Source organism: Gordonia sp. NPDC057258 (assembly GCF_042668985.1).
Lineage (GTDB): Bacteria > Actinomycetota > Actinomycetes > Mycobacteriales > Mycobacteriaceae > Gordonia > Gordonia hongkongensis.
The window spans coordinates 172,118-193,074 of record NZ_JBHUXZ010000006.1 but is presented as its reverse complement, the minus strand read 5'-3'; the positions used below and the strand labels follow the sequence as shown (position 1 = coordinate 193,074).

General features: G+C 69.4%; 9 protein-coding genes. 2 read left to right on the top strand and 7 right to left on the bottom strand.

Annotation, left to right across the window (positions count from 1 at the left end):
• Window positions 1-335 precede the first annotated feature (335 nt).
• Together ACFUEJ_RS07195 and ACFUEJ_RS07190 are read left to right on the top strand one after the other, a co-directional pair.
• Window positions 336-1,010, top strand: a complete 675-nt coding sequence (locus ACFUEJ_RS07195) for a LuxR C-terminal-related transcriptional regulator (RefSeq protein WP_226514275.1) — start codon at window positions 336-338, stop codon at window positions 1,008-1,010.
• 135 nt (window positions 1,011-1,145) lie between these two features.
• A complete protein-coding gene (locus ACFUEJ_RS07190; protein ID WP_388028343.1) occupies window positions 1,146-1,496 on the top strand; it encodes a response regulator transcription factor in 351 nt (116 codons plus the stop codon).
• Between the two features lie 25 nt (window positions 1,497-1,521).
• On the opposite strand, the gene ACFUEJ_RS07185 is transcribed toward ACFUEJ_RS07190, so the two are convergent.
• From ACFUEJ_RS07185 to ACFUEJ_RS07155, 7 genes are all read right to left on the bottom strand, one after another.
• Window positions 1,522-2,571: an alpha/beta hydrolase gene (locus tag ACFUEJ_RS07185; RefSeq protein ID WP_388028340.1), complete on the bottom strand. Its 1,050-nt coding sequence runs from the start codon at window positions 2,569-2,571 to the stop codon at window positions 1,522-1,524.
• A 144-nt stretch (window positions 2,572-2,715) separates the two neighbouring features.
• A complete protein-coding gene (locus ACFUEJ_RS07180; protein ID WP_388028338.1) occupies window positions 2,716-3,657 on the bottom strand; it encodes an anti-sigma factor in 942 nt (313 codons plus the stop codon).
• A gap of 7 nt (window positions 3,658-3,664) precedes the next feature.
• Window positions 3,665-4,273, bottom strand: coding sequence for an ECF RNA polymerase sigma factor SigK (gene sigK, locus ACFUEJ_RS07175; protein WP_388028335.1), 609 nt, complete (start codon window positions 4,271-4,273; stop codon window positions 3,665-3,667).
• Between the two features lie 91 nt (window positions 4,274-4,364).
• The gene (locus tag ACFUEJ_RS07170; protein WP_058252001.1) at window positions 4,365-5,147 is read right to left on the bottom strand and encodes an ABC transporter permease; all 783 of its coding nucleotides are present in this window, start codon (window positions 5,145-5,147) and stop codon (window positions 4,365-4,367) included.
• Window positions 5,137-6,408 carry an ABC transporter ATP-binding protein gene (locus ACFUEJ_RS07165; protein WP_388028332.1) on the bottom strand — a complete coding sequence of 424 codons (1,272 nt, stop codon included), beginning with the start codon at window positions 6,406-6,408 and terminating at the stop codon, window positions 5,137-5,139. Before ACFUEJ_RS07165 ends, ACFUEJ_RS07170 begins: the two co-directional genes overlap by 11 nt.
• Window positions 6,386-6,643 (bottom strand): MbtH family protein, encoded by a 258-nt coding sequence (locus tag ACFUEJ_RS07160; RefSeq protein ID WP_137809561.1) that lies wholly within the window; start codon window positions 6,641-6,643, stop codon window positions 6,386-6,388. The genes ACFUEJ_RS07165 and ACFUEJ_RS07160 overlap by 23 nt, the downstream gene beginning before the upstream one ends.
• Window positions 6,640-20,523: an amino acid adenylation domain-containing protein gene (locus ACFUEJ_RS07155; protein WP_388028329.1), complete on the bottom strand. Its 13,884-nt coding sequence runs from the start codon at window positions 20,521-20,523 to the stop codon at window positions 6,640-6,642. Before ACFUEJ_RS07155 ends, ACFUEJ_RS07160 begins: the two co-directional genes overlap by 4 nt.
• Between the last annotated feature and the right edge of the window lie 434 nt (window positions 20,524-20,957).

The window sequence follows — 20,957 nt, the reverse complement described above, 5'->3', positions numbered from 1 at the left end:
GCTGGTCGGTTTGTCGCCGGCTGGCGCCGGCACGATCACCCTTTTAGAACATGTTCTAGTCTTGCATGCCTTCGCTCCCGGCGGCACCCATCCGGGTGGTGTCCCCAAGAATGTGGACACGCCAGCTGTCAGATCGGGACCAGTTGGTGCAGTTTCGCACTCCGACGGGTGATATGTCCGACTCGGCACGTAGCTTTGGTCGAGGTTTCAGTAACGTGAAGCTGAGTAAAGGCTGAGAGTCTCGCATGTGCCTCGTGGGGGTGTTGGTGAACGACGAGCAGACGACCTTGATCGACGAGGATTCGTCGGAGGGTCATGCAGCGATCCGGGTTGGAATGGTCGACGACCATCGGTCCCCGATCTGGGGAATCGAACGAGTGTTGGACCCGGTTTCGGACATCTCGTTGGTCTGCTCGGCGACGACGGTTGCCGGCGTGCTCAGTGTCATGCAGCTCGACGTGGTCCTGCTGGACCTCCGTCTCGACGACGGCACCACGCCCCGCGAGAACGTCAACGCATTGTCGGCGGCCGGAGTGGCCACCGTCGTGTACACCTCTGGAGAGCATCCGGCGCTGTTGAGATCGGCGGCGCGCGCCGGAGCGCTCGGCGTGGTGCTCAAGTCGGCGGACGAGTCGGTCATCATCGACGCCATCCGGGCGGCCGCCGACGGCCGGGCGGTCCTCACCACAGAATGGGCTGCCGCTATAGACGGCGACCCCGAACTGGCGACTGTCGACCTGTCGCCTCAGTTGCAGAAAGTGTTGGCGCTGTACGCGTCCGGCGAGACGTCGGCCCGAGTCGGGGCTGCTCTCGGGGTCTCCGCGGAGACGGTCAACGAGTACCTCAAGCGGATTCGCCAGAAGTATGCGGACGCCGGGCGGCCGACGCGCACCAAGGTGGATCTCTTCAAGCGTGCCGTCGAAGACGGATGGCTCCCGGTGCCGCAGCGGTACCGGCACGAGGGACGGTCAACACCCGACGGGGCCTGGGGGCGAACGAGACATGGCTGACGGCATGGCCGCGGGAGTCGAGTCCCCATTTCTGGGTCTACCGACAGTTACTACGCCGTCTTAACGTTGAAACAGATTGATTTGGGGCGTCGGGGACACACGAGATAGCGCCGGTCTGAACAGGGGATGGGAACAATGACGGTCACTTCAGATATCTTCCGAGCCGGGACGGCGGCCGCACCGCGGCACGGAGTCGTGCCACGGCAACGTTCCAAGCCGGTTGATTACCTGGTTCCCGTCGAACGCTCAGCGGCAGTGACACGTCCGAGTCTGTCGGACCGGGAGGTCGAGGTTCTGCTCGCCTGGCTAGCCGCCGAGTCCAAAGAAGATGCCGCCGCACGACTCTTCATCTCGGCGTCCACGGTGAGCACGCACCTTGCGCGCATCCGGGCGAAGTACACCGCGGTCGGGCGAAGTGCGCCGACGAAAACCCACCTTTTCGCGCGAGCACTCCAGGACGGTTACACCGGTCTCGACCAGTGGTGAGGCCTGGCCCTCGAATACTGAGCGCTCAGCGCAGGTCGCGTTCGATACGCGGCCAGGTCCGGTACAGGTCGTCCTGCCAGTAACCCCATGAGTGGGTGCCGGTCGGGCGGAAGTTCACCTCGACCGGGACGTCGAGCGCACGCATACGCTCGACCATCTGCCGGGTGCAGATGTCGATGGCGACCTCGATCCCGCCGCCCACGATCGCCTGGTTCGCCAGCGTGAAACCGTCGCCCGCGATACTCGGGTCGGTCAGCTGCTCGTGGACACCCGGTGCTCCCGTCCCGGTCGTCATGTAGACCTTGCTGCCGCGCAGTTTCGCCGCGTTCAGGTACGGATCGTTGGCTCGCCAGCCGGGACCGTCGAGCGGGCCCCACATGTTGGTCATGTCCGCTTGACCGCGGTCCTCGACGACCAATCGGATGTACTGCTGGCCGGCCGGGTCGCTGGTCCGAGCGCACCCGCTGAAGGCGGCGACGGATCGGTACAACCCGGGGGCGGCGATGGCGAGATTGAGCACCGAGGTTCCCGCCATCGAGATCCCCGCGATCGCGTTGACGCCGGTGGTGTCGAACTCGTCGTCGATCAGGGGCGGCAGTTCCTTCGTGAGGAAGGTCTGCCATTTGTTGCGGCCGAGAGCGGGATCGTCGCGCTGCCAGTCGGTGTAGTACGAGTAGGCGCCACCGATCGGGGTGACGACATAAGCGTGCCGGTCGGCGAAGTACCGCTTGTAGGTGGTCCGTGCGTCCCAGGTCGCGGAGTCCTCCCCGCCACCGGCGCCGTTGAGTAGGTACAGGGTGGGTGCCGGCCGGGTCCGATCCCGTGGCGTGAGCACCGTGACCGGGACCGTGCGGTTCATCGAGGCGGAGTGGACGAGCAGCGTCACCTGCTGCGGGTCATCGGTGTAGGAGTCGACGATGCGGGAACCGTCGGGGGACGACGGCGCGGCGATCGCCGGGGCCCCGGGAGCGGTCGCGAGGCCCGCGATGACCGCACCCACCGTCAGCAACCCGGCGAGGACTCGCCACCCGCCGGGATGTCGCTGCCGCTGTTCCCGACGACCGATTCCGTTCACATCGCACCTACTCGTTCTCGAGATCCCGTCGGGCCGGACGCGCCGACGTGCCGGCCCCACAGTCTATGGATCGTCCGCACACAGAAGAACGATACGAGCGGAGATCGCCAGGGCTGTCACCCGAAGGATCGAATTCTCGCCGGCCTAGAGGGCGACCTGGGCCAGGATCGGTGTCGTCGGCTGCGGCGAACCGCCGGCCGGTTCGATGGTGACCGCGAGCACGCTCGACCCACGCACGTCGTCCACCACCACCGGGGCGGTGTCGTCCCCGGGGATCAGTCCGGCCGACACCGGTTGCGGTGCGCCTCCCACCAGCCACAACTGGTAGGTGCTGTCGGCCGGGATCGGCGTGCGCAGGTCCCGCAGGAGCGCGACCGCCTGGTCGGCCGATTCGGACGTCACCACCGCGATGGTGCCCCGGTCGTCGGCCAATGGCTCGACGCTCACGGACGCGTCCGCGGCCGTGAGTACCCCGAGCACCTCACGCTGGGAGTCGCTGAGCGCCGTCGACGAGGTGGACGACTCGGGGGCGGTGGTGCGACCGATGAGCACGCCTGCCCCCAGCGCCACGGCCACGGTCACCGCCGCGGCCGCCAGGATCGCCGTTGCGCGTGCCGGGCGCCGCGCGGTTCCACCCGATCGATGCTGTCCGTGGCGCGAGTCGCGGGGCCGCAATTCGACCGGCGGCGGCGGCGCGAGGTCGCTCTCGCCGGATCGGCCCGTTCCCGCGGGTGCGACCGGCGGGACGGGATCGACCGCGGCGGCCGGGTTCTGCGGGCCCGGATCGATGCCCGAGGGTACGTAGGCCTCCGGGGTCAGCGCCGCACCCTCGAAGACGTGCTGCAGCACCCGGTCCCGGAGTTCGGGCGGTGCGTCGAGCGCATACGTCGTCGCGAAACCCGCCATGGCCGCCTGGATGTCGGCGATCTGGGCGTCGTGTTCCGCCCGCTCGTGGGGTGGAAGTGCGGCGAGTTCTGACTCGACGCGTCTGGTCTCGTCGGGGGTCAGCGCGCCGACGGCGAACAATTCGACGTGGTCGTCGAGCCAGGTGGCCCCGCGGTCCCCGGTCGTATCGGATGTGGTCATTGTGGGATCAGGCGTCCTCGTGCGTCTTCAGGCAGGTTCTCAACCGACGCAGGCCATCTCGAATCCGAGATTTGATGGTGGGCAAGGGGGTATCGGTGTGCCGGGCGACCTCGGGATAGGTCAGGCCCCCGAAATACGACATCTCGATGCAGCTCCGTTGCAGTTCCGTGAGCGTGCCGAGACATGTTCGTAGCGTACGCGCCTCGTCGGTCTGCACAACGACCTCGAGCGGTATGTTCCGCGGTGTCTCCACCGAGACCGCGCCGTACTGCGACATGCGCTGTTGCTGCAGCTCCTCGGATCGGACGCGGTCGACGGCCCGCCGGTGGGCGATGGTCATCATCCATGTGATGACCGAACCGCGCCCGGGCTGGTACTCGCCGGCCTTCTGCCAGTACTGCAGGTACGCCTCCTGGACGATCTCCTCCGCGTACTGACGGTCCCGCACGACGCGGAACGCGAGTCCGTAGATCCGTGAACTCGTGCGGTCGTACAGCGTGGAGAACGCGGTCCGATCGCCTGTCGCGGCTGCGGCCAGCAACTCCCGCAGCATCTGTGCTTCGCCCCCGCGTCCGTGGTGCGCGTCGGTGGCCGCGTTGCCATCGTCCGGTGTCACGGTTCCACGGTAACGAAGACGTAGGGATTTCTCGGGTGATCGTCGATCCCGGGGCTACCGATCGCGAATCCATGGATCACTGACCTGCAGATCACCGGTTGGCGGCGCGGCGGTACAGGATGAGCGAGGCGGGTATGCACACCGCCAGTATGACCAGTGCCGATCCCACCGAGTATCCGACCGCGTGGTCGGCGACCCATCCGGTGGCCTCGGGGAAGGTCGGCGGTGCCTCGTTGCCGAAGAGCTGCCGGGACGCGGTCGCCACTGCCGTCACCGGATTCCACTCGGCGATCGCGCGCAGCGGACCCGGCAGGCTCTGGGCGGAGATGAACGCGCTCGACAGGAACGTGACCGGGAACATCCACAAGAACCCGATGCTCTGTGCGGCTTCGACATTCGGCGCGGCGAGACCGGTCACCGCACCCACCCACGCCATGGCGAGCGCGAACAGTCCGATGATGCCGAAGGCGAGGGCGGCGTCGCCGGCACTGCCCTGGACCCGCCAGCCGATCGCGAGCCCGCACGCGACCATCACCGCGAGGCCGACGACGCCCAGGAGCATGTCCGAGGTGACACGGCCGCTGATGACGCCCAACCGGGACATCGGTAGCGACCGCAGCCGGTCGACGATGCCGTCGGAGGTGTCGTTGGCCAGGCCGACCGTGGTGAAGGCGGCGTTGAAGACGACGGTCTGCGTGAAGATGCCGGCCATCAGGAATTCCCGGTAGGAACCCCCGCCGAAGGTCGCGCCGAAGACGTACGCGAACAGGAAGACGAACATCAGCGGCTGGATGGTGGCACTGATGAGCAGGGTGGGAATTCGCTTGACGGTGAGCAGGTTCCGCTCGACCAGCACTGCGGTGTCAGTGAGCATGGAGTCGGTCCGTTCGGGTCGTCGGGGCGTGGGACAGGTCGGGATCGGCGTCGGCCACCCTCGGGATGACGGTGGTCTCGGCATCGGCTGTGGTCGGTGTGTCGCCACCGGGGTCACTGCCGCCATCGCTTCCTGGCGTGTCCCGCTCGGTGAGGGCCAGGAACACATCGTCGAGGGTCGGCGTGGCGACGGTGGCGTCGACGACGACGATTCCGGCGGCGTCGAGCGCCCGGACGGCGGCGACCGCGCTACGGCTCCCGTCGCTGACCGGCAGGGACCACCGTGTGTTGTCGCTGTGTGCCGGGCCGGGTTCGCGGTCGGAGCGATCCGACTCGTCGAGTCGTTCGGGCATGCCGAGTCCGACCTCGGCGAGGGTCGTGGCGACCAGTTCGTCGTGAGCGGTCCCGTCGGAACGCACCTCGATGGTGAGGATCGACGCACCGGTGGAGGCCTTGAGGTCGGCGGCACTGCCCTGGGCCCGGATCGTCCCGTGGTCGATGACGGTGATCTCGTCGGCCAGAGCGTCGGCCTCTTCCAGATACTGCGTCGTGAGCAGGACCGTTGCGCCGTTCGCGACCTGTTCGGTGATGACCTCCCACATCTGGCGTCGCCCGCGGGGATCCAGTCCCGTCGTCGGTTCGTCGAGGATGACCAAGGACGGTCGGTTGATCAGGGCGCCGGCGAGATCGAGCCGGCGGCGCATGCCGCCGGAGTAGGTACGCATCGGGCGGTCGGCGGCGTCCTGCAGGGCGAGGTCGGCGATCAGTTCGCGCGCCCGTGCCGAGGCCTCGCCCCGGGAGAGTCCGTACAGCTGACCGACCATCCGCAGGTTCTCGAAACCGGTCAGGTTCCCGTCGACGGCGGCGTATTGCCCGGACACGCCGATGATCTTGCGGGCGGCGCCGGGATCGGCGAGGGCGTCGACGCCGTCGACCACGACGCTGCCCTCGTCGGGCTTCATCAGCGTCGCGACTGCGCGGACGGTGGTGGTCTTGCCGGCTCCGTTGGGGCCGAGCAGCGCGTGCACGGTGCCGGCGGGCACGGTCAGGTCCAGGCCGTTGAGGGCATGGACGCGGCGACCTCGGCCGAACAGCCCGGTGCGGAAGGTCTTTCGCAGACCGCGGAGCTCGAGGGCGTTGCGGGCAGGGGCGACGCCCTCGGTGGATGTCTCGCCGGGAACCGTGGCCGGACCGGTCGGCGACGAGTTGGTCGCCGGAGTGGTTTCGGCCGACGTCATGTCAGCCATACTGTGCCGCCCCATGTGTGGCCTCCCTCTCACTGTTCTGCGAACGTTCCATCGCGCGGATCAGGCTGGCGGGCCGCATGTCTCGCCAGTTCTCTTCGACATACTCGAGGCACTCGTCGTGACCCGACGGACCGAACACGACGGTCCAACCGTCGGGGACGGGGGCGAAGTCCGGCCACAAGGAATGCTGGTTCTCGTGGTTGACGAGGACGCGGAAGGTCCCCTCTGTGTCGTCGAACGGGTTCGTCATGATTCCTCCTCCTGTGCTGCGATTCCCGGTGTGCCCGGGTCTGGTTCGATCGGGCCTGATTCGATTGCGGTCAGCCACTCGGAGACGTTCTCCGGCAGCAACATGCGTGCGTGGGTGCTGGTCGCCTGGACCTCGACGACGCGACCGGTGACCTTGCTGCGCCAGTCGGTGACCGCCGGCGGGCCGTCGTGCGCGTCCACGGTCGCGGTGACGAAGGTGAGGTCGCCGTCGAAGACCCGGGGTCGCCAGTTCCGGGCGAGTGGGGACGCGTGGCGGAACACCTCGTGCACGGTCGTGAGCGTCTCCTCGGACAAGCCACCGAGCGCGCCGCCCGCCGCGGAGATGACGCGGAACGCGTCCGCGACCGAGGGCTCGGTGCCCTCCTCGCCACCGTCGGGGACGTCGAGTCCGAACTCGCGCATGAGTTCTGCGATCGACGCCTCGGTGTCGAGGTCGGGCCGTTCGGCGACGACGTAACTGTCGAGCACGACGAGTTGCTCGACGGTCTCGCCGGCCTCCTGGAGTTGCACGGCCATCTCGTGGGCGATCAACCCGCCCAGCGACCACCCGAGCAGGTGGTACGGCCCCTCCGGTGACACCGTGCGCAGCTTCGCCACGTACACCTGGGCGAGGTCGGCGATCGTCTGCGGGCACGGATCACCGGCGAACGCCGGGTGCTGTAGGCCGTAGACCGCGCGGTCGGCAGGCAGGTGGGGCAGCAGGGAGGTGAAGCTCCAGGACAGTCCGATCGCCGGGTGGACCACGAAGAGCGGTGCGGGAGCATCGCTTCCGGCGTCGCTGCTGGTGCGGCGCAACGGCAGGAGGGTGTCGAGACCGGAGGCCGACGGTCCGGTGTCCCCGTCGGAGTGCGCCCCTCCGTCGAGCAGCTCGGCGAGTTCGGCGGGACTCGGGGCCCCGAACAGCGATTGCGCCGCCAGGTGCTGTCCGGTGAGCTCGCTCAGCTTGCCGGTCACGGCGGTGGCCATCAGGGAGTTGCCACCCAGGTCGAAGAATCCGTCGTCGGCACCGATGGCATCGAGGTCGACCTCGAGCACCTCCGCGAAGACGCGGGCGATGGTCGTCTCGGTCCCGGGGGCCGGCGCCCGGCCCGAGGCGGAGACGGCCGGGGTCGGCAGCGCCGCGCGGTCGAGTTTGCCGGTGGGGGTCAGCGGAATGTTCTCGAGCACGGAGACGGACACCGGCACCATGTGCCGCGGCAGCCGTCGTCCCACCCGGCGCCGCAGGTCGGCGGGATCGGGTTCGTGCCCGCGCGTCGCGGTCACGTAGCTGCGCAGGATCGCCTGGGCCCCGGTGCCGTCCACGAGTGTCACGGCGAAGTCGACGTCGGGTTCGGCGGCGAGCGCGTCGTCGATCTCACCCAGTTCGATGCGGAATCCGCGGACCTGCACCTGGGAATCGCTGCGGCCGACGTAGACGAGCTGCCCGTCGTCGGTCCAGCGGACCAGATCGCCGGTGCGGTACATCCGTTGGCCGGCGAACCTGGGCCCGGTGACCATCGGAGCCGGGACGAATCGGACCGCGGTGAGGCCGGGCCGACGGTGATAACCGCGCGTGAGCTGCACGCCCGTCAGGTACAGGTCGCCGGTGACGCCGGGCGGCACCGGATGCAGCCGATCGTCGAGGACGAGCGCGCCGACGCCGTTGTTCGGCGTGCCGATCGTCAGCGGCGTGTTCGGGGTCAGCGACCGGCTGCCGGTCGTGATGATCGTCGTCTCGGTGGGTCCGTAGACGTTGATCATCGTGCGACCGGGCGACCAGCGCCGCACGAGGTCGGTTCCGTAGGCCTCGCCACCGACCGCGAGTGCGCGCAGTGACGGCACGGCGGCGGGGTCCATGCTGGCGACCGCGGCGGGGGTGATGAACGCATGCGTCGCATGGCGCGTCCTGATCACATCGCTGAGCGCGGTGCCGCCGTAGACGTGGGGTTCGACGATGGTCAGTGCCGACGAACCGGCCAGCGCGAGCAGCATCTCCAGCACGGAGGCGTCGAAACTCGGTGAGGCGAAGTGCAACACGCGGGACGTGGGTCCGGGGTTCATCCGTTCCGCGAGTTCGTCGTGCACCGCGCGCAACCCGCTGTGCGGGACCAGGACGCCCTTGGGCTTACCGGTCGATCCCGACGTGTAGATGATGTAGGCCAACTGATCCGGGCGGATCGTCGACGCCCGCTCGGCGTCGGTGATCGGCGCCGGCGAGGAGTGCTTCATGCGGGTCCGGGTCGACGCGGCGTCCAGTACGAGGGTCGGTACCTCGCTCCCGGCCGAGCTCTCCGCGATGCGTTCCCACGACGACGAGGTCGTCACGACCAGTTGCGCGCCGCTGTCGTCGAGCATGTGCGCGATGCGGTCGGCGGGATACTCGGGGTCGATGGGAACGTATGCGGCGCCGGCCTTCACGATCGCCCAGATCGCCACCAGGGAGTCGATGGAACGGCTGATCGCCATCGCGACCACCGGTTCGCGGGACGACCGGACGTCGGGTCCCTCGGTGCCCGGCTCGTCGTCCGAGCGCGAGTAGGCCCCCACCCCGCGGCCCAGGAGGACCCGGGCCAGCCGGTTCGAGCGGGCGTCGAGTTCGGCGTAGGTGAGCGTCTCGGGGCCCTCGCCGTCCGCGGTGGGCTGCCCGATCGCGGCGAGCCCGTCGGGGTGCCGCCGCACCGCATCGGCGATCAGCACGTCCAGCGTCGTCGGTGCGTTGCCGCGCGGTCCGAGAGCGGGGGTGCGCTCGGCCACCTCGAGGGGGTCGGTGATGCGGATGTCGCCGATCGCGCGTCCGGGGTCGCCGAGCATGCCGCGCAACACGCGCATGAGCCGCGTTCCCAGCATCTGGGCGTCGTCGTGGCCGTATCGCGCCGCGTCGTAGGTGATCTGGACGGCGGCGTCGGTGTCGGAGTCGGTCGCGCCCAGGCCGGTGACGGTGAATTGCAGGTCGAACTTGGCGGCGAGGGACTCGAATTCGGCCACCTCGGCCATCAGGTCGTCGTCCATCGGAACGGCGGTCCCGGCGAGGGAATCAGCACCGCCCTCCGGGGTCGGCGCGCCACCGGCGAAGTCGTGCACCGACAACGCCACCTGGAAGAGCGGGTGTCGACCGTGCGCGCGTTCGGGATTGAGCGCGGTCACGATGTCGTCGAAGGGCACCCCGCGGTGATCGAGGGCGTCGATGTCGGTGTCGCGGGTCCGGCGGACCAGTGCGGCGACGGTCTCCGCGCTGCGCAGGTGGCTGCGCAGCGGCACCATGTTGACGAACATGCCGACCACGCCGCTGTAGTCACGGTCGACGCCGGTCATCCCGGTGCGGTTGTCGACCGGACTGCCGATGACCAGGTCATCGCCGACGCCCAGACGGTGCAGCAGGATCGCCAGTGCGGTGTGCAGGACGGAGAACGGCGTCGTCGACTGTTCACGGGCGAAGGCGGTGAGGCCCGCCCGGGTGTGTGCCGGGAGCGGCAGACTCACCGACCGGGCACCCGAACCACGTCTGCCGCCGCCGACCGGTTCCACCGTGCTCTCGGCGGGAGCACCTGCCAGGTGATCGGTCCAGAATCCCAGCTCGTCGGTCGCCGCGGGCGCCGTCGCACTCTCGACGGCGTGGTCGCGATAGTCGAGAGCGGCCGCATCCCAGGTCTCGGCGCGGCCGGCGCGTCGTTCTCGGTAGGCCTGCGCCAGGTCGCCGACGAGGGTCGGCAACGACGCGCCGTCGGCGGCGATGTGATGCACGACGAGCAAGAGGATGTGCGTCGCGGTCTCGCCACGCGCACCGGGGTCGGCGACGACCGTGGCACGCAAGGGCGCCTCGGTGGTCGGGTCGATGGGCGTCGACGCGAGGCGCGCGATCTCGCTCATCAGCGCGTCGGGGTCCGCGGGGACGACGGGGGTCAGCGAGCCGACGACGGCCGCGGGATCGTCGAGCACCCGGCCCGTCGGTGTCCCGTCGACCGCCTCGAAGACCGTCCGCAGGCTGGTGTGCCGGGCGACGACATCGGTGAGTGCACCGCGGAGGGCCGCGAGATCGATGTCCCCGGTCAGTCGCAGGACGAAGGGCATCAGGTACTCGGTCGACCCGGGGTCGGCCGCCGCCAGCGACCACAGGCGGCGCTGGACCGGCGCGAGCGGGAATGTCTCCCGTCGGACCGGGCGACCCGACGACTCGTCGGACTCCGCGGTCGGTACCCAGTCGGCCGGCAGGCTGATCAGGTCCGCGAGGGCTTCGGCGGTCGGGTGGTCGAAGACGTCCCGGACGCGGAGGCGACCGTCGGCCGACACCCGGTTGATCCGACTGACCAGGGTGGTCGCCTGCAGCGAGGTGCCACCCAGCAGGAAGAAGTCGTCGGTGGCTCCGATCTCCTCGCGGGCGAGGCCGAGCACGTCGGCGACGATGCCGACCAGTGCGGTCTCGGCATCACCGCGCGGTGCGCGACCGACGGACGACATGCTGCTCGCCGACGGCTCCGGCAGTGCCCGATGGTCGAGCTTGCCGTTGCCGGTCAGCGGGATCTCGTCCAGCACGACGATCGCGGACGGGACCATGTGGCGCGGCAGGCGGCTGCGGACCGACTCCAACACCTTTGCGCTGTCCACTGTTTCCGGGGCGTCTGCAGTGCCGGCCGCCCCGCCCGACCGCGTCACGTAACCGACCAGGGTGGCCGATGCGCTCTCGCCGCGGACGACGGTGGTGGCGAAGTCGATTCCGTCCACGGCCGCCAGTGCCGCACTCACCTCGTCGAGTTCGATGCGGAAACCGCGGACCTTCACCTGGTTGTCACTGCGACCGTGGTAGGTCAGCGCGCCGTCGGCGTCGCGGTGCACGATGTCACCGGTGCGGTACATGACGGCGCCGTTTCCGTCGGGGGAGGCCACGAACCGGCCGGCGGTCAGACTGCGGCGCCCCAGGTAGCCCCGTGCCACTCCCGGCCCGCTGAGGTAGAGCTCGCCGGGGACGTGGTCGGGCAGCGGGCGCAACCGGTGGTCGAGGACGAGTGCGGTGCACTCGTGGACCGGCGTGCCGATGGTGATCGGCTCACCCGGGCGCAGCGGCGCCGACATCGTCGCGACGATGGTCGTCTCGGTCGGCCCGTAAGAGTTGATGTAGCGACGGCCGGTTCCCCAGCGCGCCACCAGTTCCGGGGTGCTGGCCTCGCCGCCCACACCGAGGGTCCGCAGGTGCGGGAGCGGATGGGGTGCCGCGGCGGCGAGCGCCGACGGCGTGATGAACGCGTGGGTCACCTTGCGCTCGTCGAGGAACTCGACGAGTTCGTCGCCACCGTAGATCGTCGTCGGTGCCACCACCATCGTCGCGCCGGACTCGACCGCGAGGAGGAACTCCAGCATCGATGCGTCGAACGAGGGGGAGGCGAACAGCAGGGTGCGATCGCCGGGGCCGACCTCGTACCGCTCCCGCTGGGTCTGGGCGAACGCGGCCAGGCCGCGATGGGAAACGCTGACGCCCTTCGGTTTTCCGGTGGAGCCGGAGGTGTAGACGATGTAGGCGATCGAATCCGGGTGCCGGGCCGGGGGCCGGAAGCCCGCGCGCTCTCCGGTGCGCAGATCCTCCGGGGTCAGCCACCAGATGTCGTGCGGCACATCGCGACGGTGGTCGGCGCTGCTGATGCCGAGGATGGCGCCCGAATCGGCGATCATGTGGGCGATCCGCTCGGCCGGGTAACGCATGTCGACCGGCAATGCGGCCGCGCCCGCCTTCGTCACGGCCCATGTGGCGACCACCGATTCCAGGCTGCGATCGACGGCGATCGCGACCACGTCCTCGGTGCCGACCCCGAGATCGCGCAGGGTGAGTGCCCAGCGCGTGGAGATCCGATCGATCTCGGCGTAGGTCAGCGTGCGGTCTCCGTCCTCGACCGCCACGCGATCGGAATGGTCGATGACGGTGTCGGCGAGAATGTCGGCGAGATGCCGCGGCTCGATCGAGCGGTGGTCGCGCACAGCTGGATCGGCGGAGTCCGCGAGATCGGCGGTCCCGGCGGTGTCCACGAGATCGGCCGTCACGGCCAGGTCGTCGAGAGGTGTCGACGGATCCGCGGCGACCGCGCGTGCGAGATCGACGAACATCCGGGCCAGTTCGCTGACGCGCTCGCGCGTGTGGACATCGGTCGCATAAGTGAACCGCGCGCGCCCATTGCGGATTCGCAGTTCGAGGTCGAACCGGGCGGCCGCGGTCTCGATCTCCTCGGCGACGACCTGCAGGCCGGGCAGATCAACCCTGGTGTGGTCCGGTTCGAGGGTGTCAGAGACCCCGGCGTCGAACGCCAGCGCGATCTGGAATATCGGATGCCGGTCCGTGCGAGGCGGATTGAGCATCGAGACGATCTGCTCGAACGGCATGTCGGCGCCCGCCAGCGCGTCCAGGTCGCGGCTGCGGACGGAGTCGAGCAGGGCCGCGAACCCCTGGCTCCCGTCGACCGGGGTCCGGAGGACGACCGAGTTCACGAACATGCCGACGATGTCGGCGAGCCGGGGATCGGCGCGTCCGGCGACGGGGGTGCCGATCACGATGTCCGACGCCGAACCGGCGACATGAACCTCCGGGTCGGCGTTCAGCCGATGCAGCAGCGCGGCGAACACCGCATGCACGCACATGAATTCGGTCGCCCGGCCGCCGCCCAGTGCGGACAGGCGGCTGCGCAGTTCGGCGTCGAAGTCGACCTCGACCACGCCCGCGGTGCGGGCGGACCCGCTCGGCGCGTCGGGCACGAGGATCGGACCGACATCGATCCCGTCCAGGTCCTGTCGCCACCGGTCGGCCAGATCGGTCCGGGTCTCGAGGTGATCGGCCTGCCAGCGCAGGTAGTCGCGATAGTCCAGGGCCGGCGGAGCGGCGGTGACCGCGGCTTCGGTACCGTTCTCGGCCGCCGTCCGCAGTTCGGCGTAGGCGGTGGTGATGTCGCGGTGCAGCGGCACCATCGACCAACCGTCGGCCGCGATGTGGTGGATGACGAGGGTCAGCTTGTGATGCGCGGTGTCACTGTCGATCCGGTGCAGCGCGACGCGCAGCGGTACGTCGACGGTCAGGTCGAACGGACGACGCGCCAGCGCCTGCGCCTGGGCCGGCCACTCCGCCGAAGTCGTCTCGACGACGGTGAGTTCGGTCTGCACCTCGTCGGTGGGACGTACGTCCAGGTCGGGGCGCCCGTCGTGCTCGGGATAGACGGTGCGCAGCATCTCGTGGCGGTCGACGGCGTATCGGAGCGCGCCGGAGAGGGCGTCCACGTCGAGATCGCCACGCAGATCCAGCGCGAAGGCGATGGCGTAATCGGCTGTCGACGAACCGTTGTCGGAGTCGGCTAGACCCGGATCGGCCTCGGCACCGCCCGCGAGCTGGTTGAGGAACCAGAGCTGCTGCTGCGCGGGTCCCGGTCGCGCCGGGCTGTCCGGATCGTGCCGGAGGTCGGCGAGCGTCCGCGCCTCGACGAGGGCGGTGTCACCCTCGTCGGCGCCGCCGAGCCGGGCGATGCCGGCGACGGTCGAGTGGTCGAAGACCTCGCGGACGGGGATTCGTCGCCCGGTGAGACTCTCGAGTGCGCCGACGATCTGGGTCGCCAGCAACGAGTTGCCGCCGAGATCGAAGAAGTCATGATCGCGGCCGATGGTGCCCGGCTCCAGCTCGAGACGCTCGGCGATCAGATCGGCGACTGCCTGCTCCAGGGGGTTGCGCGGCGCGACGAACGCCACGTCGCCGTCCACCGATCCCGGCTCCGGCGCGGGCAGTGCCCGGAGGTCGACCTTGCCGATCGGGGTCGTGGGGATCTCGTCGAGCTCGATGATCGTCGACGGGATCATGTGCCGCGGCAGGCGCTGTGCCAATCGGTCTCGCACCGCAGCGGCCTGCCCGTGGGCGCCCGCGGTCACGGTCACGTAGGACACGAGATGGGCGCGGTCGCCCTCGCCGTGCGTGGTGGTGACCGCCGCCCGCACCGACTCGTCGGCGACCAGGGCGGCGTCGATCTCACCGAGTTCGATGCGATGCCCGCGGATCTTGGTCTGATGGTCGGCCCGCCCGCGGAACTCGAGTTCGTGATCGGAGGTCCACCGGACGAGGTCGCCGGTTCGGTACATGCGCTCGCCGGGATCGCCATAGGGGTTGGCGATGAAGCGTTTGGATGTCAGCGGTCGGACGCCGTGGTACCCGCGGGCGAGATGCTCACCGGCGATGTACAACTCGCCGATCGCGCCGGGGGCGACCGGACGCAGGCGCTCGTCCAGGACCAGCGCGGAGATGCCGCGGATGGGCCGGCCGATGGTCAGCGTCGTGTAGTCGGGACTGATCGGCGGCGACACCGCGGCCACCACGGTGGTCTCGGTGGGACCGTACGCGTTGAACAGCTTCGGGCCGGTCGACCAGGTGCGGACCACCTCGGAGTTCGGGTGCTCGCCGCCGATGACGAGTGCCTCGAGATCGGGGACGTCGTCCGGCGTCATGGTCGTCAGTACCGACGGCGTGAGGAAGGCATGTGTGATCCGCGCTTCGCGCATCAGCTCGGCGAGTTCGGTGCCGCCGACGATCCCCGGCGGAACGATGTGCATCGTCGATCCGGCCGAGACCGCCATCAGGATCTCGAGTACCGACGCATCGAAACTCGGTGACGCCATGTGCATCGTCCGACTGGTCGGCGTGATCCCGTACTGCGTAACCTGTTGCGCGCCGAAGTCGGCGAGTCCGCGGTGGCTGACGACGACGCCCTTGGGCGTGCCGGTGGTCCCCGATGTGTAGATCAGGTAGGCGGGCTGGTCGACGTCGAGGACGCCTCGTCGCTCCGAGTCCGCGATGGGATCCGTTGATTCGGCTTCGATCCATTCGCGGATCGCGGGGTCGTCGAGGACGACTGTGCTCAGAGCGGGCCCGGCGCCGGGATCGGACGACCGATCGGTGACGAGCAGTCGTGCGCCCGAGTCGGTCAGCATGTGTTCGATGCGGCCGGACGGATACGCGGGATCGACCGGGAGCCAGGCGGCTCCGGTGCGGGCGATCGCCCACATCGCGACAATCCACTCGACACTGCGCGGAAGTGCCACGGCCACATGGTTCTCAGGTCCGGCGCCACCGTCGATGAGCGCCCGCGCCAGCTGGTTCGACGCCGCGTCGAGTTCACGGTAGGTCAGCGACCGGATCCCGTCGGTCACCGCGACGCGGTGCGGCGAGGACTCCGCGGCCGCCGACAGCAGCCGCGTCAGGTGCTCGACCGGACGGCGGCCTTCGCCGACTGCCGGGACGAGATCGAGACGCTCGTGCAGGTCGAGCACCGGCAGGTCGCCGATCGGGGCGCTCGGGTCCGCGGTCGCCGCCTCCAGCATGCGGCCCAGGCGCGAACCGAGTCCGGCCACCGTGTCCCGGTCGAAGAGAGCGGTGGCGTAACCGATCTCGAGGGTGAGGCCGGCGGGCTCGCCGGTCGCCCCGCGCACCTCGGTGAACGTGAACTGCAGATCGAAGGTGGTGCGACCGGTGTCCACGCGGGATGCGGTCGCCGAGAGCCCGGCGAAGTCGAGCCGGATGGCGGAGCGGTCCTCCAGGGCCATCGACACCTGGAAGTACGGGTGGACATTGCCCGAACGGGCCGGGTTCAGTTCGGTCACCAGCCGGTCGAACGGCATGTCGGCGTTGTCGAACGCGTTCAGATCGGTGTCCCGGACATGTGCCACCAGGTCGGCGAACGGCAGGTCCTTGTCGACGACGGTGCGCAACGCCAGCGTGTTGACGAACATGCCCACGAGGTCGTCGAGGTCGGCGTCGCCGCGTCCGGACACCGGTGTGCCGATGATGACGTCCGAGGACTGCGCGAGGGAACGGAGCAGGAGCGCCACCGAGGCGTGGAGCACCATGAAGACCGTGGCGTCGGCCTCGGTCGCGATGGTCCGGATCGCGCCGTAGGTGTCGGGGTCGATGGTCGAGGTCACCGACGATCCGGACCGGCCGGTCACCTCCGAATCCCGGCTTCGGGGACGGTCCAGGGGCAGCTCGGTCTCGCCCGGCGCCCCGTCGAGGGTGTCCCGCCAGAACTCGAGTTCGGCTGCGGCATGCGGACTCTCGTCGAGCCATGCGTGACGTGCGGCGCTGGTCTGCGAGTAGGAGACCGGCAGCTGCGTCCATTCGGGCTCGGCGCCGTCGCGGCGGGCGCGGTAGGCCGTGGCCAGGTCGCCGGCGAGGGGGGCCAGCGACCAGCCGTCGGCCGCGATGTGATGGACGACCATCGTGAGTCGATGATCGTCGTCGGCGGTACGGACGAGGCGCGCACGGACGGGGATCTCGGCGGCCAGATCGAAGGGGAGCGAGGCGAAGTCGCGGTCCGGGCACTGGGCGACGTCACCGGTCGCGAGGACTGGCAGGTCGACGTCGACCGCGTCCGGGTCGATCGCGGAGATGCATGCCACACCGTCGATCTCGGCGACGACGCTGCGCAGCGGCTCGTGTCGGCGGACGACGTCGACCAGGGCCGTCCGGAGTGCGTCGGTGTCGAGTGCGCCGACGAAGCGGACGGTGAACGGCATGTTGTAGGTCGCCGAGGACGTGGGGTCCAACCGTGTCGCGAGCCACAGCCGATGCTGGGCCGGGGACAGCGGCACGGCTCCGGAGACGGTCCGCCCGGCGGTGTCGTCGGAGGGGACCGAGGCGGAGCCGACGGCCGGCTCATCGGTGTCGACGCCCAGGTCGGAGAGGGCCGCTACTAGGCCGGCGAGGTCGTCGGCGTCGAACACCGTACGGATCCCGATCCGATGGCCGATGGCGCGAGACAGCCGCGAGGCCATCCGTGTCGCCGACAGTGACGTCCCGCCGATCTCGAAGAAGTTGTCGCTCAGCGACACCGACGCCGGAGCCGTGGCGGGAGCCTCGTTCGCCACCTCGTCGGACATGCCGTCGCGCAGGTCGAGCACATCGGCGACGGTCGCCACGACGAAGCGCTCGAGCGCGGTGCGGGCCGGGACGAACTCGCGGCGGGTCCGCAGATCGGGCCGAGGCAGAGCACGGCGGTCGAGCTTGCCGTTGGCGGTGGTGGGCAGTGCGTCGAGGACCATGATCGCGGTGGGGATCATGTGATCCGGTAGCGCGGTTCGGAGTCCGGCTCGTAGGTCAGTGTCGGTGAGTCCGGTGCCGGTGACGTAACCGACGATCGTGGGCTCACCGGCGACCAGATCGTCCCGGATGACCACGCCCGCGGCGGTCACACCGTGCAGCCGGCTGAGGGTCGACTCGATCTCGCCGAGTTCGACCCGCTGGCCGCGGATCTTGACCTGTGAGTCGGTGCGACCGAGGTACTCCAGCTCGCCGGAGGCGTTCAGACGGACGAGATCGCCGGTGCGGTAGAGCCGTTCGCCCGGCGCCGCGGGCGAGGCGACGAATCGCGATGCCGTCAGGTCCGCGCGCGACCGGTAGCCGCGGGCCAGCTGGACGCCGCCGAGATAGAGTTCGCCGATCGCGCCGGGCGGTTGCGGCCGCAGGCGGTGGTCGAGCACGTGGACACCGGTGTTCCACACCGGGGAGCCGATCGGGATCACCGGGACGTCGGCGCGGCAGTGGTCGTGGTGGGTGACGTCGATCGCGGCCTCGGTGGGGCCGTAGAGGTTGTGGATCGGAGCGGACGTCAGCATCGCGGCGGCACCGACCGTCGCGGGAGTCAGAGCCTCACCGCTGGTGAAGATGCGGCGCAGGCTCGTCAGCTCCGATGCATCGTCGGCGTCGAGTGCCGCGGTGAAGGCGGCGAGCATCGAGGGCACGAAATGCAGTGTCGTGACGCGGTGTTCGGCGATCACGTCACGCAGATACCAGGGGTCGCGATGACCGTCGGCAGTCGGTACGACCATTGCCGCGCCGGTGGTGAACGGCCAGAAGAACTCCCAGACTGACACGTCGAAGGTGGACGGGGTCTTCTGCAGCACCCGGTCGTCCGGTGCGAGCTCGTAGCGGGCCTGCATCCACGCGAGGCGGTTGACGATGGCGCGGTGGGTGATGACCACGCCCTTCGGCTTGCCGGTGGAACCGGAGGTGAACAGCACGTACGCGGCCGTGTCGGGGCCCGGGGGCGTTGTCGCCGCGGCGACCCCTTTGTCGGCACGCAGTTCGGCCAGCACCGTGTCGGTGATGACGAGGTCGGGGGCGGCCACCTCGAGGATGTGCCCGAGCCGGTCGGCCGGCTCGGCCGGGTCGATCGGCAGGAATGCGCCGCCGGCACGGATCACCGCGTGCAGCGCCAGGATCTGGTCCGTGCTGCGGGGCAGCTGAACGCCGACGACGCTCTCCGGACCGATCCCGCGCCGGGTGAGTGCCGCCGCGAGCTGCGTTGCCGCGTCGGTGAATTCGCGATGGGTGAGCGAACGCCCGTCCCGCGCGTCGGTGAGCGCGGTCTCGTCGGGGTGGGCCCGGGCCGCGTCGTCGAGCAGGTCGACGAGGGTGGTGGCGCCGTGGTCGACCCGTTCCCCGGTCATGCGCTCGGGCAGCGCTTCGCGTTCGGCGTCGGTCAGGAGGTGCAGGTCCGACATCCTCGTGTCGCCGGGCGCACCGACGAAGGCGGTCACGAAGTCGACGAGACGACGGTGGTGGGTGGTGATGTCGTCGTCCGGGTAGATGTTCGGATTCGCCTCGAGGTCCAGGGTCATCCCGCCGTCGAGGCTGTCGTACACGTTGACCGACAGGTCCTCGATCGGTCCGGTGGACAGGACGTGCAATTCGCCCTTGAGCGGGCCGAAGTCGATGTGCTGGAAGAACAGCATGACGTTGACGAGCGGGCCGAAGAAGCCACGCCGCGCCCCCGCTGCCCCGAGGATCTGGGAGGTGATGTCCTCGTGCCGGAACTTCTGGTGCCGGACGGCGGACTTGATCTCCGCGTTGACCGATTTCAGCAGATCGGTCACGGTGGCGGAATCGTCGTGGAGCGCGATACGCAACGGGACGACGTTGGAGGTCAGACCCGCCGAGGTGCGCAGCACGTCGCGGTCGCGGGCCGCGACCGGCAGGCTCAGCATGGCCTCGTCGCGGTCGGTGTAGCGCGCGACGTAGGCGGCCACCGCAGCGGTGATGACCGACGCCGGCCGGACCCGGTGGCTGTGTCCGAGCTCGCGGATCCGGGCGACGAGGGTGTCGTCGAGGACCGCCGATCGGACGACCGACAACGGCGCGGCCGGAGCGGAAAGGCTGGTGAGAGTGGTCATCTCGGGCATATCGGCCAGATGGGACGCCCAGTGCTCGCGGTCCTCGGCGAACTTGGCGGAGGCACGGTACTCGCGGTCGAACTCGGCGATGTCGACCATCGACGCGGTGTCCGCGATCGGCGGCGGCGTTCCGTTCACGATCGCCGTGTAATGCGAGGCGACACGAAGCATCATGTACATCGCGGCATAGCCGTCGAAGCCGATGTGGTGACCGTGGCAATACCAGATCGAGTGTCCGGGACCCACTTTGAGCAGGTGTGTCTCGAGGATGTTGTCGGCGAAGACGTCTGAGCTGGCACTTCGCCGGCGGTCGATCCAGGCCAGTGCGGCCGCGCGCGGGTCCTCGGCGTCTGAGAAGTCCTGTCGACCCAGCACCACGTGCTGCGACCGGTCGAGAACCATCATCGGTTCGCCGTCGTCGGTCGGGATCAGCCGCAGCAGCGGGGCCTCGGTCTCACTCTCGGTGAGGGTGACAGCACGCTGCATGATGTCCGGATCGACGTCGACGAGTGGGTCGTCACCGCTCTCGCCCTGCGGACCCGATGTGTCGCCGCGGAATTCGACGAACGCGTCGATGGTCATCGGCACGTCCGGCTCGAGCTGCTGGGCGTAGAAGATGCCGCGCTGAGCGGCGGTCATCGGGATCGTCAGGTCGGTGTCGATGTCGGTAGCAACGGTGTTCCGGACCGCGTCGTCTGTGGTCACGCGTGCCTCCCCTGTGAGTGCGTGCCCGCACGGCAGCGTCGAACCCGGCTCGGACTGGGGGATTCGAACTCCGGTCATCGCTCACGGGGCTGGTGGCCCCGAGTCGAGGACTTGCCGTCAGGCCGCAGTTGTCGGACTGAACTGCGGAGCCCGGGGAGCATGGTGACCGTTCGGCTCACGATCGGCAGCCGAGAATTACCCCCGGCGCTGACACGCCCCCCGTGTTTCGCTCCCTTCCGGCTCGCACTGATTGCTCGCCGGACGGGCTTGTGTCTGGTCGATCTCGTCTCATGGGTGCTTCGCGTGGCGGTGCACCCCAGATGGGTCAGTGCGCGGAAAACTTTGCCGGCCCGGCGTCATCCGAAACCCCCGCTCGGTCGCCGGGACCATCGATTTGGCCGGGACCTGGGCATTCCCCTACACTTGTGGGGTTG

What these genes read in the sequence shown, in the direction of transcription:
- ACFUEJ_RS07195 (WP_226514275.1), top strand. Translation starts at nt 336, where the DNA reads ATGGTCGACGACCATCGGTCCCCGATCTGGGGAATCGAACGAGTGTTG.
- ACFUEJ_RS07190 (WP_388028343.1), top strand. Translation starts at nt 1,146, where the DNA reads ATGACGGTCACTTCAGATATCTTCCGAGCCGGGACGGCGGCCGCACCG.
- ACFUEJ_RS07180 (WP_388028338.1), bottom strand. Translation starts at nt 3,657, where the DNA reads ATGACCACATCCGATACGACCGGGGACCGCGGGGCCACCTGGCTCGAC.
- ACFUEJ_RS07170 (WP_058252001.1), bottom strand. Translation starts at nt 5,147, where the DNA reads ATGCTCACTGACACCGCAGTGCTGGTCGAGCGGAACCTGCTCACCGTC.
- ACFUEJ_RS07165 (WP_388028332.1), bottom strand. Translation starts at nt 6,408, where the DNA reads ATGGGGCGGCACAGTATGGCTGACATGACGTCGGCCGAAACCACTCCG.
- ACFUEJ_RS07160 (WP_137809561.1), bottom strand. Translation starts at nt 6,643, where the DNA reads ATGACGAACCCGTTCGACGACACAGAGGGGACCTTCCGCGTCCTCGTC.